Origin of the sequence: Pseudomonas sp. efr-133-TYG-5 (assembly GCF_030209175.1) — a bacterium.
Taxonomy (GTDB): Bacteria; Pseudomonadota; Gammaproteobacteria; order Pseudomonadales; family Pseudomonadaceae; genus Aquipseudomonas.
In genome coordinates, this window is sequence record NZ_JARVSM010000009.1 from 188,013 (window position 1) to 205,055 (window position 17,043).

The 17,043-nt window shown below is 64.0% G+C and carries 11 protein-coding genes; 4 read left to right on the forward strand and 7 right to left on the reverse strand.

Going from position 1 to position 17,043, the window contains the following annotated elements; all coding sequences use genetic code 11:
* Positions 1-19: 19 nt before the first annotated feature.
* From trhO to QRN70_RS25750, 3 genes are all read right to left on the reverse strand, one after another.
* Entirely contained in the window at positions 20-961 is a 942-nt protein-coding gene (gene trhO / locus QRN70_RS25740; RefSeq protein ID WP_285420671.1) for an oxygen-dependent tRNA uridine(34) hydroxylase TrhO, read from the reverse strand.
* A 169-nt stretch (positions 962-1,130) separates the two neighbouring features.
* Positions 1,131-1,430 (reverse strand): BolA family protein, encoded by a 300-nt coding sequence (locus tag QRN70_RS25745; protein WP_285420672.1) that lies wholly within the window; start codon positions 1,428-1,430, stop codon positions 1,131-1,133.
* A gap of 12 nt (positions 1,431-1,442) precedes the next feature.
* Positions 1,443-1,964 carry a DUF2059 domain-containing protein gene (locus tag QRN70_RS25750; RefSeq protein WP_285420673.1) on the reverse strand — a complete coding sequence of 174 codons (522 nt, stop codon included), beginning with the start codon at positions 1,962-1,964 and terminating at the stop codon, positions 1,443-1,445.
* Positions 1,965-2,156: 192 nt separating this feature from the next.
* On the opposite strand from QRN70_RS25750, the gene QRN70_RS25755 reads away from it, so the two are divergent.
* The gene (locus QRN70_RS25755) at positions 2,157-3,551 is read left to right on the forward strand and encodes a class II fumarate hydratase (RefSeq protein ID WP_285420674.1); all 1,395 of its coding nucleotides are present in this window, start codon (positions 2,157-2,159) and stop codon (positions 3,549-3,551) included.
* Positions 3,552-3,676: 125 nt separating this feature from the next.
* Here QRN70_RS25755 and QRN70_RS25760 read toward each other — a convergent pair whose 3' ends face one another.
* Entirely contained in the window at positions 3,677-4,636 is a 960-nt protein-coding gene (locus QRN70_RS25760; RefSeq protein ID WP_285420675.1) for a DMT family transporter, read from the reverse strand.
* A 214-nt stretch (positions 4,637-4,850) separates the two neighbouring features.
* Here QRN70_RS25760 and QRN70_RS25765 point away from each other — a divergent pair, with 214 nt between their 5' ends.
* Complete coding sequence (locus QRN70_RS25765; protein ID WP_285420676.1) at positions 4,851-5,054, forward strand: DUF6316 family protein; 204 nt, start codon at positions 4,851-4,853, stop codon at positions 5,052-5,054.
* Positions 5,055-5,181: 127 nt separating this feature from the next.
* Here QRN70_RS25765 and QRN70_RS25770 read toward each other — a convergent pair whose 3' ends face one another.
* Positions 5,182-6,366, reverse strand: coding sequence for a thiolase family protein (locus QRN70_RS25770; RefSeq protein ID WP_285420677.1), 1,185 nt, complete (start codon positions 6,364-6,366; stop codon positions 5,182-5,184).
* Between the two features lie 101 nt (positions 6,367-6,467).
* On the reverse strand, positions 6,468-7,982 hold the full coding sequence (pap, locus tag QRN70_RS25775; protein ID WP_285420678.1) for a polyphosphate:AMP phosphotransferase: 1,515 nt from the start codon (positions 7,980-7,982) through the stop codon (positions 6,468-6,470).
* A gap of 183 nt (positions 7,983-8,165) precedes the next feature.
* Here pap and mnmC point away from each other — a divergent pair, with 183 nt between their 5' ends.
* Positions 8,166-10,145: a bifunctional tRNA (5-methylaminomethyl-2-thiouridine)(34)-methyltransferase MnmC2/FAD-dependent 5-carboxymethylaminomethyl-2-thiouridine(34) oxidoreductase MnmC1 gene (gene mnmC / locus QRN70_RS25780; RefSeq protein ID WP_285420679.1), complete on the forward strand. Its 1,980-nt coding sequence runs from the start codon at positions 8,166-8,168 to the stop codon at positions 10,143-10,145.
* A 7-nt stretch (positions 10,146-10,152) separates the two neighbouring features.
* Here mnmC and QRN70_RS25785 read toward each other — a convergent pair whose 3' ends face one another.
* Complete coding sequence (locus tag QRN70_RS25785) at positions 10,153-14,970, reverse strand: NEL-type E3 ubiquitin ligase domain-containing protein (protein WP_285420680.1); 4,818 nt, start codon at positions 14,968-14,970, stop codon at positions 10,153-10,155.
* A gap of 297 nt (positions 14,971-15,267) precedes the next feature.
* On the opposite strand from QRN70_RS25785, the gene QRN70_RS25790 reads away from it, so the two are divergent.
* A complete protein-coding gene (locus tag QRN70_RS25790) occupies positions 15,268-17,040 on the forward strand; it encodes an N-acetylglutaminylglutamine amidotransferase (protein WP_285420681.1) in 1,773 nt (590 codons plus the stop codon).
* The last annotated feature ends 3 nt before the right edge of the window (positions 17,041-17,043 follow it).

Genomic DNA, 17,043 nt, shown 5'->3' on the forward strand with positions numbered 1-17,043 from the left:
AGCAGGCGCGCAGACATGGTCAGACCTCGGTGGATGCTTGTTTATAGTTGTAGCCGATCGGGTGCGGCATGTTGCGGGCCTTGGCCAGTTCGATCTGCTTCTGACGGTCGATCGCACTGCGCCGGGTCTTCTCGCTCAGGGTGTTCCAGCAGTGCGGGCAGCTGATACCGGCCACGTAATGCTCGGAAGCACGATCCTCGACGCTGACCGGTGTGCGGCAGGCATGACATTGATCGTAGTCGCCTTCGCTGAGGTCGTGACGCACGGTCACGCGGTTGTCGAACACGAAGCAGTCGCCCTGCCATTTGGTCTCTTCCTGCGGCACCTCTTCGAGGTACTTCAGGATGCCGCCCTTGAGGTGGTAAACCTCTTCGAAGCCCTCGCCGAGCATGTAGCTCGAGGCCTTCTCGCAGCGGATGCCACCGGTGCAGAACATCGCGACCTTCTTGTGCACGGCCGGGTCGAAGTGGGCTTTGATGTAGTCGGGAAACTCGCGAAAACTGGTGGTTTTCGGATCGATGGCACCCTCGAAGGTGCCGATCGACACTTCGTAATCGTTGCGCGTGTCGATCAGCAGCACTTCCGGGTCGCTGATCAGCGCGTTCCAGTCCTGCGGCTCGACGTAGGTGCCGACCTTCTTGTTGGGGTCGACGCCTTCGACACCGAGGGTCACGATCTCTTTCTTGAGCTTGACCTTGGTGCGATAGAACGGCTGCTCGTCGCAGTACGATTCCTTGTGGTCGATGTCGACCATGCGTGGATCGTTGCGCAGCCAGGCGAGCAGGCCGTCGATGCCTTCGCGGCTGCCGGACACGGTGCCGTTGATGCCTTCTTCGGCGATCAGCAGCGTGCCTTTGATGCCGTTGTCGACCATCGCTTGCAGCAGCGGCTCGCGCAGGTTGACGTAATCTTCGAGGGTGACGAACTTATACAGTGCCGCCACGACAATGGGTTGTGTCATGGGTATTTCTCCAGGTGGCTACCCTCGCAAAGGGTGAACCGGATGCGAAAAAAAACGCGCCGGGTCAGCGGCGCGTTGCGGATTCTAGCAAAAAAGCAGCTTCAAGCGGCGCGCTTCTAGCGGCGAGCCAGGAACACTCGCCTTCAACGTGCAGCCTGCCGCTCGAAGCTTATCGCTGCTCTCCGCCGGCGCAGGTCGGCGACGCCGGCGCGGCGCCGACTTCTGCCCATTCCTGCGGGGTGTAGGTGTGCAGCGCCAACGCATGGAACTCGCCCATCAGCTCGCCGAGCGTGCCGTAGACCTTCTGGTGGCGCTTGACCCGGTTCAGGCCTTCGAACTGCGCGCTGACCACCACTGCCTTGAAGTGGGTCTGCAACCCGCGACTGTGCATGTGGCTTTCGTCCAGCACCTGCAGGTGCTCAGGCTGAAGCAGGGCCAGCGTCGATTCGATGCGTTGTTGCATGGTCATCACGAACTCCGCTTACGGCTTTTTCTTGGCAGGAGCGGCGCCTTTAGGCTCCAGCTCGGCTGTCATGTCAGCCAGCAGTTTGTTGACCACCGGTACCGCGCTTTCCAGTTTGGCCTGGGTCATCTGCGCCGATTGCTGGGTCAGCTGTGGCATTTTCTCCAGGACTTTCTTGCCCAGTGGCGACTGGTAGAACGCGACCAGGTCCTTGAGCTCGGATTCGCTGAAGTTGCTGGTGTAGAGCTTGACCATGTCCGGCTTGAGCTTGTTCCAGCCGATGGCTTGGTCGAGCGCGGCATTGGCCTTGGCCTGATAGGTTTCCAGGACGGCTTTCTTGGACTCCGGGGCTTTGGTCTGTTCAAAGCGCTGGGCGAACATTTGCTGCACTTGCATGTACACCGGAGTGCCCAGTTTGTCAGCGTGCGCCAGGGTCAGGAAAGCTTCGGCACTGGCGTTGTGGCTGGCGGTATCGGCGAAGACCTGGCCGCTGGCGCAAACCAGGGCTACCGCGGTACAGATGGCACGAAGACGAGTCATCGAGTTTCCTTTTCTAGCAGGCGAGGTAAAACCCCAAGGGCGACCATTCTGCGCCTGAATAACGCCGCGGCTCAACCCCCGGGCCTTGCCGCGCTTGATTGGCCAGCCTCAGCGGTCAACAATCGACTCGATGGAACCACCTGGGCCGAACCCGGCCTAAACAGCGCAAACAGACCAACAGGAGTGTGCACGATGAGCCGTATCGAAACCGACAGCCTGGGCCAGATCGAAGTCCCGGACGACGCTTACTGGGGCGCTCAGACGCAACGCTCGCTGATCAATTTCGCCATCGGCCAGGAACGCATGCCGCTGCCGGTGCTGCATGCCCTGGCGCTGATCAAGAAAGCCGCGGCCCGGGTCAACGACCGCAACGGCGACCTGCCCGCCGACATCGCCCGCCTGATCGAACAGGCGGCCGATGAAGTGCTCGACGGCCAGCACGACGACCAGTTCCCGCTGGTGGTGTGGCAGACCGGCAGCGGCACCCAAAGCAACATGAACGTCAACGAAGTGATTGCCGGGCGCGCCAACGAACTGGCCGGCAACCCGCGCGGCGGCAAGTCGCCGGTGCACCCGAACGATCATGTCAACCGCTCGCAGAGTTCCAACGACTGCTTCCCCACCGCGATGAGCATCGCCACGGCGCGCGCCGTGCAGGAGCAACTGCTGCCGGCCATCGCCGAACTGTCCGGCGGCCTCGCCGAACTCTCGGCGCGGCACATGAAACTGGTGAAGACCGGCCGCACGCACATGATGGACGCCACGCCGATCACCTTCGGCCAGGAGCTGTCGGGGTTCATCGCGCAACTGGACTACGCCGAGCGGGCGATCCGCGCGGCATTGCCGGCAGTGTGCGAACTGGCCCAGGGCGGCACCGCCGTCGGCACCGGTCTGAATTCGCCCCACGGCTTCGGCGAGGCGATTGCCGCCGAATTGGCCGCGCTGTCCGGATTGCCGTTCGTCACCGCGCCGAACAAGTTCGCCGCGCTGGCCGGGCATGAACCGCTGACCAGCCTCTCCGGCGCACTGAAAACCCTCGCCGTGGCGCTGATGAAAATCGCCAACGACCTGCGCCTGCTCGGCTCGGGCCCGCGTGCAGGTTTTGCCGAAGTGAAGCTGCCGGCCAACGAACCGGGCAGCTCGATCATGCCGGGCAAGGTCAACCCGACCCAGTGCGAAGCGCTGTCGATGCTCGCCTGTCAGGTGCTGGGCAACGATGTGACCATCGGCATCGCCGCCAGTCAGGGCCACCTGCAGCTGAACGTGTTCAAACCGGTGATCATCCACAACCTGCTGCAATCGATCCGCCTGCTGGCCGATGGCTGCAGCAACTTCCAGCAGCACTGCATCGCCGGCCTGGAGCCGGACGCGCAAGTCATGGCCCAGCACCTGGAGCGTGGCTTGATGCTGGTGACGGCGTTGAACCCGCACATCGGCTACGACAAGTCGGCGGAAATCGCCAAGAAAGCCTACGGCGAAGGCACGACCTTGCGTGAGGCGGCGCTGCAGCTGGGCTATCTGACCGACGAAGAGTTCGATGCCTGGGTGCGGCCGGAGAACATGATCGAGGCTGGCGCCAAGGGCTGAGAGATTTTTAGCGGCTGAAAGTCCGTCTTCGCGAGCAGGCTCGCTCCCACAGTGGACCGCATTGTCATGCTGGCAAAGCGTTCAAATGTGGCAGCGAGCCTGCGCGCGAATGGAAGCAGCGCCGGCTAACCGGCTGCAATGCGCATGCGCCGCGCCTTCAGCCCGGCAATCAACGACGGCCCCAGCGCGACCAGTGCCGACCCCAGCACCACCAGCACCGCGCCGCCATAACCCAGCGCATTGATCTGCTCGGCTTGCACATACTCGGGCCAGATCCCGGCCGCCACGGCCACCGCACCGAACGTCACCAGCGGCGTGATCGCCAGCGTGGCACTGACCCGCGACGCTTCCCAATGCGCCAGCGCCTCGGCGAACGCACCGTAGGCAATCAGGGTGTTCATGCAGCAGGCCAGCAGCAACCAGCCCTGCAGCGGACTCAGCTCGAGCGCTTCGAGCGGATGCACCCACGGCGTCAGCAGCAAGGCGCAGAACAGGTAGATCACCATCATCACCTGCAACGAATTCCACACGGTCAGCAATTGCTTCTGCCCCAGCGCGTAGAACGTCCATACCGTCGAGGCCAGCAGCACCAGCAGCACGCCGGCGGTGTAGTCCGACAGCGAGGTCAGCAGCTCTGCCAGTCGCTGGTTGAAAAACAGCGTGAAGCCGATCAACAGCACGGCCAGGCCAATGCCCTGACCGATACTGAAGCGCTCCTTGAACACAAACAGGCTGGCGATCAGCAACATGATCGGCCCCATCTGCACTACCAGTTGCGCGGTGCCGGGGCTGAGCAGGTTGAGGCCCATCAGGTACAGCACATAGTTGCCAACCAGGCCGAGCACCGCCATCAGCACCAGCCAGCCCCCCCGGGGGCCGAGCTGTCTGCGGCTAGGCAGCCGCCGGGTTGCCGCCAAGTAAAGGAACAGGCAGCCACCGGACACCAACAGACGAAACCAGGTCACCGTGACCGGATCCATCACCAGCAACACCTGTTTGAGCTTGATCGGCAGGATGCCCCACAGAAACGCGGTCAGCAGCGCGAGGAACATGCCGTACACCCAACGACCCGATGAAATGTGCATGCGAACCCCGATGCCTGCTGACGAGTGCGCTCATTCTAGGCGCCGAACCCGGCCCGAACACAGGGACAGTTGCGCTCAGGCCGCTAATGAAACTGTGCAGGTCGCAGCAGAAAATTGACGAACCGCCGTTGATCGCCTGGCAGAGCGCGCCAAGTGCTTCAGGCATAAGCTCATTGCATCCGGCCCGACCTATCACTCAACAGGGAGACCCACCATGTACGGCATGCGCGCCCAGGACACCGCCCCCGCCACGCACTTTCGCAGCGACCGGGTATGCCGGGTCAATGGCGAACTGTTTTTCAGCACGCGCGAGAACACCCTCGAAGGGCCGTTCGACAGCAATGAAAACGCGGAGAAAGCAATCCGCGCCTATATCGCGCGGATGCAGCTCGTGGATTCCAGCCGGTTATCAGGATGATCCCATCGCTGGCAAGCCAGCTCCCACCGTGTTCCAGGGTGTTCACAAATACAGGCAACACCTTCAGAACCTGTGGGAGCTGGCTTGCCAGCGATGACGGCTTGAATGCCGCCAATTATCTCCAGGCTTACCGAACAGCCTCGAACAACCCCGTCGCCCCCATCCCGCCGCCGACGCACATGGTGACGATGCCGTAGCGCAGGTTGCGCCGCTGCAACTCGCGCACCAGATGCCCGACCTGACGCGATCCGGTCATGCCGAACGGGTGACCGATGGAGATCGAGCCACCGTTGACGTTGTACTTGTCGTTATCGATTTCCAGGCGATCGCGGCTGTACAGGCACTGCGAGGCAAACGCTTCGTTGAGCTCCCACAGGTCGATGTCCGCCACCTGCAACCCCTTGGCCTTGAGCAGTTTCGGCACCGAGAACACCGGGCCGATGCCCATCTCGTCGGGTTCACAACCGGCCACGGTAAAACCACGGAAAAACGCTTTCGGCCTGAGCCCCAGTTGCAGGGCTTTTTCCAGGCTCATCACCAGGGTCATCGAGGCACCGTCAGACAGTTGCGACGAGTTGCCCGCAGTCACCGAACCGTCCTCGGCGAACACCGGTTTCAAGCCGGCAAGGCTTTCATAAGTGGTGTCCGGGCGGTTGCAATCGTCACGATCGACGATGCCGTCGAGGATCTGCACCGCGCCGCTGTTCTTGTCTTCGACCTGGTATTTCACCGCCATCGGCACGATTTCATCGTTGAACAGCCCCGCCGCCTGGGCCTGCGCCGTGCGCAGCTGACTTTGCAGGGCATAGCGATCCTGGGCTTCACGGCTGACGCCGTAACGACGCGCCACCACTTCGGCGGTCTGCCCCATCGTGTAATAGATGCCCGGGGTCTGCTGCTTGAGCAACGGGTTGATCAGGTGATCGGTGTTGACGCTTTTCAGGGTCAGGCTGATCGACTCGACACCGCCGGCAACGATGATGTCGCTGCAGCCCGAGGCGATCTGGTTGGCGGCAATCGCAATCGCCTGCAGGCCCGACGAACAGAAACGGTTGAGGGTCATGCCGGCCGTGCCGGTGCCCAGCCGCGACAGCACCGCCACATTGCGGCCGATGTTGTAGCCCTGGGCGCCTTCGTTGGAGCCGGCGCCGACGATGCAGTCCTCGACGCTGGCCGGGTCGACGTCATTGCGCGACAGCAGCGCGTTGACGCAATGGGCCGCCATGTCATCAGGGCGGGTCTGGTTGAACTTGCCGCGAAAGGATTTGGCCAGGCCAGTCCGTACGCTGTCGACGATCACCACTTCACGCATGGCATACCTCATTGTTGTTATCGGTTGGAGTGGACCGAGGATAAGTCCACCCGATTACCGACCGCGACAATCATTCACCCCGCGTATGCGCGCCCATCGACTCAGTCCTTGTGTTTCCTGTTCTTCTTGTCGGACTTGTCGAACGCCTCTTCCAGCGCGCGGTTGATCGTGCGCAACACCTTGACCCGCGCCCAGCGCTTGTCATTGGCTTCGACCAGGGTCCACGGCGAGATTTCGGTACTGGTGCGATCGACCATGTCGCCCACCGCCGCACGGTAATCATCCCACTTGTCGCGGTTGCGCCAATCGTCCTCGGTGATCTTGAAGCGCTTGAACGGGATCTCCTCGCGCGCCTGGAAACGCTCCATCTGCGTGTCCTTGTCGATGGCCAGCCAGAACTTCACCACAATGACCCCGGCATCGGCGATCTGTTCTTCGAAGTCGTTGATTTCGCCGTACGCGCGCATCCAGTCGGCGGTGCTGCAAAAGCCTTCGACCCGTTCCACCAGCACCCGCCCGTACCACGAGCGGTCGAACACGGTGAATTTGCCCCGCGCCGGAATATGCCGCCAGAACCGCCACAGATAAGGCTGCGCCCGCTCCTCTTCGGTCGGCGCGGCAATCGGCACAATGTTGTACTGGCGCGGATCGAGCGCTGCCGCGACCCGGCGGATCGCCCCGCCCTTGCCCGCAGCATCGTTGCCTTCGAACACCGCGACCAGCGCATGGCGGCGCATGCGCTTGTCGCGCATCAGCCCGGACAGCCGCGCCTGCTCGGTGATCAGTTGTTCTTCGTAGTCCTTCTTCTCCAGGCGCTGTTCGAGGTTGAGGCTGTCGAGCAGGTTCATCTGATCCACCGGTGTGCCCAGCGGTGCGGCGCTGACATCGTGCGGATGGACATCCGGCCGCTTCAACGCGTTCTGCAGGCCTTCGAGAAGAATCTTGCCCACCGCCAGGCTGCGGTAGTGCGCGTCCATGCCTTCGATGACATGCCACGGCGCATAGTCGCGGCTGGTGCGGCGCAGCACGCGCTCACCGTACTTGACGAACTTGTCGTAGGTCTGCGACTGCTGCCAGTCCAGCGGACTGATGCGCCAGCTGTGCAGCGGATCGTCGGCGAGCGCCTTGAGCCGTGCCTTCATCTGTTTCTTGGACAGGTGGAACCAGAACTTGAAGATCAGCGCACCTTCATCGCAGAGCATTTTTTCCAGGCGCTCGGCGGCGTTGATCGCCTGGTCCAGGCGCGGGTCCTTGAACAGCCCGTGCACCCGTCCCTGCAGCATCTGGCTGTACCAGTTGCCGAAGAAAATGCCCATGCGCCCCTTGGCCGGCAGCATTCGCCAGTAACGCCAGGCCGGTGGTCGCGCCAGCTCTTCGTCGGTCTGCTGGTCGAAGGTGCGCACTTCGATCAGGCGCGGGTCCATCCATTCGTTGAGCAACTTCACCGTCTCGCCCTTGCCGGCGCCCTCGATGCCGTTGATCAGGACGATCACCGGAAAACGTTTCTGCTGTTGCAACTCGAACTGCGCCTCCAGCAGCGCTTCGCGCAGCGCAGGTACGGCGGCTTCGTAGGTGTCTTTGTCGATGGCGTGACCGATTTCAGCGGATTCGAACATGGGCGGCTCCCTTCCAGAATTCAGCAAGACTAGCGGATGGATCTCTGCCATGGGGAAGAAATCCTGATCGATCCTTTTGCCGCGCGGCATTTTCCGCCAGCGCTCGCGCGCAGGACTTGCCATGGATCAAGCGCCCCTCGCGTGATCGGCTAGAATGGCCGCCTTGTCGTTGCCGAGCCTGCCATGAATCCTGTACTGCCCCACGCCCAACTCGACTGGGATGACCAGGGACGCCCGCGTTCGCGAGTGTTCGACGATGTGTATTTTTCCGATCAGTCGGGCCTGGATGAAACCCGCTACGTGTTCCTCGAGCAGAACCGTCTGGCCGAACGCTTCGCCGCGCTGCCGGCAAGCGGGCGACTGGTGATCGGGGAAACCGGCTTCGGCACCGGGCTGAATTTTCTCTGCGCCTGGCAGCTGTTTGAACACCACGCGGTGGCCGGTGCGCGGCTGCATTTCGTCAGCGTCGAAAAATACCCGCTGAGCCCTGCCGACCTGCATCGCGCGCTGGCGCTGTGGCCCGAACTGCAGCCACTGGCCGCGCAACTGCTCAAGCACTACGTGGCGATCCATCAGGGCTTCCAGCGCATCGTCCTGGACAATGGCCGGGTGACGCTGACGCTGCTGATCGGGGATGCGCTGGAACAACTGCCGCAACTGGATGCGCAGATCGACGCGTGGTTTCTCGACGGTTTCGCCCCGGCGAAAAATCCCGAGATGTGGACCGCCGAACTGTTCGCCGAACTGGCACGACTGGCAGCGCCGGGCTCGACCATCAGCACCTTCACCAGCACCGGTTGGGTACGCCGCCTGCTCAACGCCGCCGGGTTCAAGATGAAGCGTACTCCGGGCATCGGCCACAAGTGGGAAATCCTGCGCGGCGAATTTCTCGGCTGGCCTGCCGATGTGCCGGCGCCAGCGCCGGAAAAGCCCTGGTTCGCCCGCCCCGCCCCGCTGACCGGCGAGCGCCATGCGCTGGTGATCGGCGCCGGGCTCGCCGGTTGCGCCAGCGCTGCCAGCCTGGCCGCACGCGGCTGGCAGGTCAGCCTGCTGGAGCGCCACGCCGCGGTGGCACAGGAGGCCTCGGGCAATCCGCAGGGCGTGCTGTACCTGAAGCTCTCGGCCCACGGCACAGCGTTGTCGCAGTTGATCGTCAGCGGCTTCGGCTACACCCGCCGGCTGCTCGAGACACTGCAGCGCGGCAAGGACTGGGATGACTGCGGCGTCCTGCAACTGGCGTTCAATGCCAAGGAAGCCGAGCGCCACGCGCAACTGGCGGCCGCGTTCCCCGAAGATCTGCTGCACTGGCTCGATCAGCCGCACGCCCAGGCCCGCGCCGGGATCGGGCTGGCCCACGGCGGGCTGTTCTATCCCGAGGGCGGCTGGGTGCATCCGCCCGCGTTGTGCCAGGCCCAGGCGCGGCAGCCGAACATTCGCCTGTTCAGCCACCAGCAGGCGCTGGAACTGCGCAAGGTCGGCAGCCTCTGGCAAGCCTTCGACGGCGAGCGCTTGCTCGCCAGCGCCCCGCTTGTCGTGCTGGCCGGTGCCGCCGACATCCAGCGCTTCGCGCAAAGCGCCGAACTGCCGCTCAAGCGCATCCGCGGGCAGATCACCCGGCTGGCGCAAACCGCGCAGAGCCAGGCACTGGCGACGGTGGTCTGCGCCGAAGGCTACGTCGCCCCGGCCCGCCTCGGCGAGCACACCCTGGGCGCCAGTTTCGCCTTCAACAGCGACGACCTGACCCCGACCACCGCCGAGCACCTGGGCAACCTGGCGATGCTCGAAGAAATCTCCACTGACCTGATGGCGCGCTTGCGCATCGATGAACAGGACCCCGAGCAGCTGCAGGGCCGCGCCGCATTTCGCTGCACCAGCCCCGACTACCTGCCGATCGTCGGCCCCCTCGCCGACCACGCAGCATTCACCCAGGCCTACGCCGCGCTGAGCAAGGATGCCCGCCAGGTACCGGACATTCCCTGCCCGTGGCTCGACGGCCTGTACGTCAACAGCGGCCACGGCTCGCGCGGCCTGATCACCGCGCCGCTGTCCGGCGAACTGCTCGCCGCCTGGCTGGACAACGAACCGTTGCCGCTGCCCAGGAGCGTCGCCGAGGCTTGCCATCCCAATCGCTTTGCCCTGCGCCGACTGATCCGCGGCAAATAACCCGCCGCTAGCCATGATCGGGCAGCACGCACAAACCGAGATCCACCAGGCGCTGCACCTGCCCGGTCATCTTCTCGACCACGCCGTGCTCGGCTTGCGCCTGTTCGGCGGCGTAGGCGTTCATGCGGCGCAGGTATTCGGCGGAGCTGTAGTCATCGGCCTGCTCGAACAACGTCTGGATCAGTGCCTGGTAGCGTCCGCGGGCGACAGCGAATTCCTGCGGGAACTGCCGGCGCAAGTGCTCTTTCCAGAATGGCTGGTCGACCAGGAACCTGTGCCACGCCGACGACAATTCGGCGGCCTTGACCCGATGGGTCGCGACTTCCAGATCCGCCGGCGTGACCCCGCCCAGGGCGGCATAACGCATGTGCCGAGGCTGCCCCGGCAGCTCAAGGGGCTCGGCCAGACCGGTGCGATAGGCCAGGCTCACCTCCAGCGGATCCAGTGTCGGATGTCTGGCTGCGTGCTCGGCGGCGATCCGGTCCAGTTGTTCGAGGCGGAACAAGCCGCGCCCCAGGTCGAGCAGCGTTTGCGTCGAAGCGGATTGCGCCTCGGTCACCTGGTGGATCAACACCGCCAGCTCGACATGACTGAAATTCAGTGCCGCCGAATCCGTGCAGTTCATCGGGTTGGCCGCCAGATCGAACACCTGCTCGCGCAAGGGCGTGTCGACCTCGGTGTGCTCCAGCACCGCCCAGACACGCCGGGTCAGCTCTTCGCGCACGCGCTCGGAATCGGCGGTATTGCCCAGCTCCGCCAGTAGATGAAACAGGCCCTCCGAACGCGGGTCATCCTTGAGCGCCGTCCAGATGCCCAGCCGTCGCTCGCCGACTTGCCCGCCGGTTTCGGTCAGCCACAGCGAGCGCGCCACGCCCTCGTCCAGGCGAGCGCTGTCGTTTTCGACGAAGCCCATGCCGACCCCGACCCGGTCGCGGTAATCCTCCAGCCGGGTGCTGCTGGCAGTGGACAACGGGTTGCCACGCAGGTTGAGGGTCTCGCTGAAACGGCGCTCCATGCGGAACAGCCACTGCGGCAGTTCCTGTATATCGTTGCCGCGCATGTCCACCAGATCCAGGTCGGGCAAGCGCTCGATGCCCTTGGGCAGTTCGGTGGCGCGGGTATTGCGCAAGGCGAGATGAACCAGCTCGCCCATCTTGCTGACATCCGGCGTCGCGCCCAAATGGTTGTCGCTCAGATTCAGGACGTGCAACGTTCGCAGGTTCGCCAGTTTGACCAGCGTCTGCTCGGTCAGCTTGAGGCGATTGCCGGCCAGGCTCAGCTGCCTGAGGCCGGGCATGTGCGAGATCACTTCGGGCAACAGGGTCAGTTGATTGCGATCCAGTTCCAGGGTCTCGATCTGCCTGAAGGCCTTGAGGAAATAGGCGACGTCGTTGCCCTGCTGCATGTTCTTCAGCGACAGTCGCTGGATATGATCGAAGCTGACACCGACCGGCAGCGTTGGCAGTTTGCCGACCCGCATGCCGTCCAGATTCAGCGCGTACACCGGCCGACGCCATTGATCGGGCACGACCAGCATCCGGCGAAAGCTGTCCTCGATCAGAAAGGCCGTCGTCTGCCGGCTCTCGCGTACGTCACTCAACACCCCGCCGACAGCCTTGATGCCCGCCTCGTCAGCGGCCCAGTCCTGCAGCGCCGCCCTCAGACGTTGCAGATCGAACTGCAACTGTTTGATCCGGGTCGCCCGGCTCAGCGCGTCAGTGCCCAGGCCATCGAGAAACCCGGCGGCGTCCGCTGCGGAGAAGCCCGGATAGAGTTTGCGCACCTTGGCCAGCAAACCGCGCGAATGCTTCGCCTGCGCGTCGGGCGGATCAGCCTGCAGGCACGGCACATCTCGTACGGGTGCATCCAGCGCGCCGCCGGCCAGCACCCTGGCGCAGCCCTCGCGCTCGTCCAGCGCGCAATTGAGCAACCTCTGACGCAGGCGCCAGCTTTCATCCGCCTGCGCGTCGAAACCGAGCGCCTCACGCTGTGGCGCCGGCAGGACTTTGAGCAGGGCTTTGTAGAGGCTGTCGGGCCCCGCCTCGACCCGCCCCACTGACTGGCCGTCGCTGCCGTACGCCGCGTGCCCGCTCTTGAGCCTGACGATCGTGCAGGGCTTCGCCGAAGGCACACCAATGGACTCAAGCAGCGTGCCCTTGAGCGACTGCTCGCGCATCTGCAGATGCCATTTCGAGTCCCAGCCAGGCAGGCGCGGCAGCAAGCGGATCGCCAGTCTTTCGCTATCGGCATTGGCGATAGCGCCCAGGTACAGGCCACTCAGCGCCCGATCCAGGCGCACGGCGGCGCCGGCTTCGCGGGCCCGTTGCGCCAGGGCCAGGGGCACGCGAGCGGTGGCGCGCAGTTGCAGGCGTTCGACGCTCGGCGCCTGCCGCAGCAGTTCATGGGCATAGCGTGCCGGCAGTTGTGGATCAACCGCGCGGACCTTGCGCACCTCCTCGAGGGCGCTCTGGTCGTACCGCTGATACAAGTGCTCGAACAATGCACGTCGATCGACCTTGAGCGTCGCGGCGATGGTCTTGGCCAACAATGCCGCTTCGTCCTTGGGGGCCGCATCCACGCCGAGCAGCGTATTGACCTCGCGCGGATGGAGGCCGTCGATGACCGCCTGCAACAACTCGCCGCGGTCCAGTTGCGCCTGCCGGATGATGACGCTGAGGGTGTCATCGTCGATGGTCGTCGGCGGGTAGGTGGCACTCATGCGGCCCTGCGCATCGAGTACCTTGATGTAGCGGTCCTGCGGCCAGCGCGGCAGGTTCGGCAACGTATGCAGCAGTTCCTCGACAGACCCGCGGCTGTCGAATTCGTCCTGGGCCAGGCCACTGACCAGGTCGCGCAATCGCCGCTCGATACGCAAGCGCCCGAGTGCATCGAGCAGGCGCGGGGTCAGCGGCCGGTTGTCATCGCTCAAGCGGTGCAGCTGGTCAAAACGCGTGTCGGTCAGGCGGCGGACCATCTCCAGGCGGCTCTCGTCGAGATCGGCCAGGCGCGGATCGATCCGCTTCAGGGTGTAGGCTCCCGTCCATTGCTCGCTGGGCTCGGCGTGATGCCGCCAGCCGCCCTGGCCGTTGTGTTCCAGCGGCGGCGCGTAGGCTTGCGCGCGCGATGGATGCTGGATGTGCCAGCGCCTGGTCACCGGATCCAGCGTCACCGCATACAGGCGATCGTCGATACGCACCCAGGTCTTGCCCTCCAGGTGATACAAGCCGGCAGCATCCGGCGTCACCGCCACTCCCGGTGGAAACTGCTGCGCATAGGCCTCGAGTTCCGGCTTCCACAGGCGCTCCTGCCCCTGGCGATTGAGCACGGCGGTGAACGGCCGGAAAAACTCCGGGTGTTGGCGTACGGTCTTCAGCGCCAGCGATTTCAGGACGTTTTGCCCGACCCCCGTGGCGGCCATCAAGGCGATGTTTTCCGCCACGCTGAGCAAGTGCGTCAGCGCCTCCTGCCGATCGCCGCGCTGCCAGTCCTCGACGCCCTCATAGACTTCACCAAGCAGTTGGCCGACGGCCACGCCCATCATCAATTCACCGAGCACCGGGACAAAAAGCCCGGCGACATTGGCCACGGTCATGCCGATCTGCAGATAGTTCAGCAGACGTTGCTTGCGCACCTCTTCATCGACATCGGCGGTGGGCACCGCGAGCGCACGGGCATCGAGCTGGCATTTGCCGACATGGCTCTTGAGCATGAAGTCGAACAACGGTGCACTGATCGACAACGGTTTGACCTGCCCCAGGTTCGGCTGGCGAGCAAGGGCCTCGAGGAAATCCGCCTTGTCGCTCTCGTCGATGCAATGAATGAAGTAGCGGCGATAGCTGACCAGCCCCAGCTTGAAGCTCAGGTACTTCACGAAGGCGCTGAACCCCGGGTACTCATAGAGCGGCTGGTCGGGCTCGCCGGCCATGTACACCAGGCACGGTTCGTCGGGGTACTGCTCGACCGAGCGTGCGCAGAACACCACCGCACCCCACACGCAACTGTCGAGCACTTCGATCCCCTGCATGATCCATGGCTGTCCCTGGTAATGCAGGGTCGTGCGACTGACAATGCCCCTGGCATCGATCAGTCGTTGCACGGTCTGGAACCCTGCCGGGGTGACGTGCCCCTTGACCAGGGCCAGGTGCAGATCCAGTTGCAGCAGTTGCCGCTTCATCGTCGCGATGTCCGCAGTCATGGCGCTGCTGGTCACGACCGTGCCAGCGGCATCGCGCAAGCCGAACACCTGGAGAAAATGCGTCTGGTAACGCTGCCCCAGATCCAGCTCCCGGCACAACCGGGCGAACGCGGGCGGCGTCAGCCCAGGCACCCCGGACGGCGTGCTGGCGACTCGGATCACGCTGCCTGCGGGGAATCCGTCGAGCGTGGTTTCGTCGGCGCTGAAATTCTGCATCGCCGCCTCGAGCAAGGTAAGTGTGGCCGGCGCGACGCTCGGTGCGGCGCCTTTCGCCGGGGTGCCGGGCGTACAGCCACAGTCGGCCCCCGGCAATTCCAGGTGATCGTGCTCGACATCGAATTGCGCAGGCCACCGGGCGCGCAGCGCACGGCTCAATTCGTCGATGCAGAAGGTCTTCAGCGGCCTCAGGCGCTGCAGGTCACTGGCCACTTTGGCCTGGCTGGCATGCAGCTCCCGAGCGCTAGTGTCGAGCGCCGCCAGTGTGCTCGAGGACGCTTTCAGCAGCCCTGCCGGCAGGCGCTGTTGCAGGATCCGCGCGGCATCCAGGTCGCCGGTGATTTCCAGCAGCGCGCGCAGCGTCTGCTCCGGAGTCAATGCGGCGGGTGCGGCGACCGCCTTCGGAATCGACATGGGCAATATTCCTTTATTGCAGGTTGAAGCCCTCTACCCTAGCGAGCTTCGTCGGCGAAGAAAAACAGGAAAAGCTGCGGCGTTCGCCGGGGAAACCAGCAGGAATTTGCTTGAATGAAGTAAATATCTACCACCGGCAGCAGCGCTTTCCGCGCTATGCCTCCGCCGGTCAGACAACCGCACTTATAACTTATCGTTCTAAAACTCCGACATCCGGGTCAGGTCAGTTTCTGAGTACCGGGCATTTCGCCGCGGTACGGCAACACCCTCCCCAACGGAAAAACCGGTAAGGACTTTATGTGCGGATTAGCTGGCGAGTTACGTTTTGATCAACAACCTGCAGACCTTGCAGCCATCGAGCGAATCACCCATCACCTGGCGCCTCGCGGCCCCGATGCGTGGGGTTTTCATGCCCAAGGGCCGATTGCCCTGGGCCATCGTCGCCTGAAAATCATGGACCTGTCGGACGGCTCGGCGCAGCCGATGATCGACAGCCAGCTGGGCCTGTCCCTGGCCTTCAACGGCGCGATCTATAACTTCCCGGAGTTGCGCGCCGAACTTGAAGCGCTGGGCTACGCGTTCTACTCCGGCGGCGATACCGAAGTGCTGCTCAAGGGCTACCACGCCTGGGGTGAAGCGCTGCTGCCGAAACTCAACGGCATGTTCGCCTTCGCCATCTGGGAGCGCGATGCCCAGCGCCTGTTCATCGCCCGTGACCGTCTCGGCGTCAAGCCGCTGTACCTGTCGCGCACCGGTCAGCGCCTGCGCTTTGCCTCGGCCCTGCCGGCACTGCTCAAGGGTGGCGATATCAACCCGATCCTCGATCCGGTGGCGCTCAATCACTACCTGAATTTCCACGCCGTGGTCCCCGCGCCGCGCACCCTGCTGGCCGGCATCGAGAAACTGCCGCCGGCGACCTGGATGCGCGTCGCGGCAGACGGCAGCACCGAGCAGCAAACCTGGTGGACGTTGCCCTACGGCCCGCATGACGACGAGAAAAACCTCACCCTCGAAGACTGGCGCGACCGCGTGCTCGACAGCACCCGCGAAGCGGTGGCGATTCGTCAGCGCGCTGCCGTGGACGTCGGTGTGCTGCTGTCCGGCGGTGTCGATTCGAGCATGCTGGTGGGCCTGTTGCGCGAAGTCGGCGTGGACAACCTCTCGACGTTTTCCATCGGCTTCCAGGATGCCGGCGGCGAGCGTGGCGACGAGTTCCAGTATTCGGACCTGATCGCCAGGCATTACGGCACGCAGCACCATCAGTTGCGTATCGACGAAAAAGAAATCATCGAACAGTTGCCCGCCGCGTTTCGCGCGATGAGCGAGCCGATGGTCAGCCACGATTGCATCGCCTTCTATCTGCTGTCGCGCGAAGTCGCCAAGCATTGCAAAGTGGTGCAGAGCGGCCAGGGCGCCGACGAACTGTTTGCCGGTTATCACTGGTATCCGCAGGTGGACGGCGCGGCCGATCCGTACGCGGCGTATCGCCAGGCATTCTTCGACCGCAGCTACGACGATTACGCCGCCACCGTGCAGCCGAAATGGCTGACCGGCAACGACGCCGCCGGCGACTTCGTCAAGGAACATTTCGCACAGCCCGGGGCTGACGCGGCGGTGGACAAGGCGTTGCGCCTCGACAGCACGGTGATGCTGGTGGACGACCCGGTCAAACGCGTCGACAACATGACCATGGCCTGGGGCCTGGAAGCACGCACGCCGTTTCTCGACTATCGCCTGGTCGAACTGTCGGCGCGGATCCCCGGCCAGTTCAAGCTGCCCGACGGTGGCAAGCAAGTGCTCAAGGAAGCCGCGCGGCAGGTGATTCCCAGCGAAGTCATCGACCGCAAGAAAGGCTATTTCCCGGTGCCCGGCCTCAAGCACCTGCAGGGCGACACCCTCAACTGGGTGCGTGAACTGCTGCTCGATCCCAGCCAGGATCGCGGCCTGTTCAAACCGGCGATGCTCGACAAATTGCTGACCGACCCGCAAGGCCAGCTGACCCCGCTGCGCGGCTCCAAGCTGTGGCAACTGGCGGCCCTGAACCTGTGGCTCAGCGAACAAGGAATCTGATTG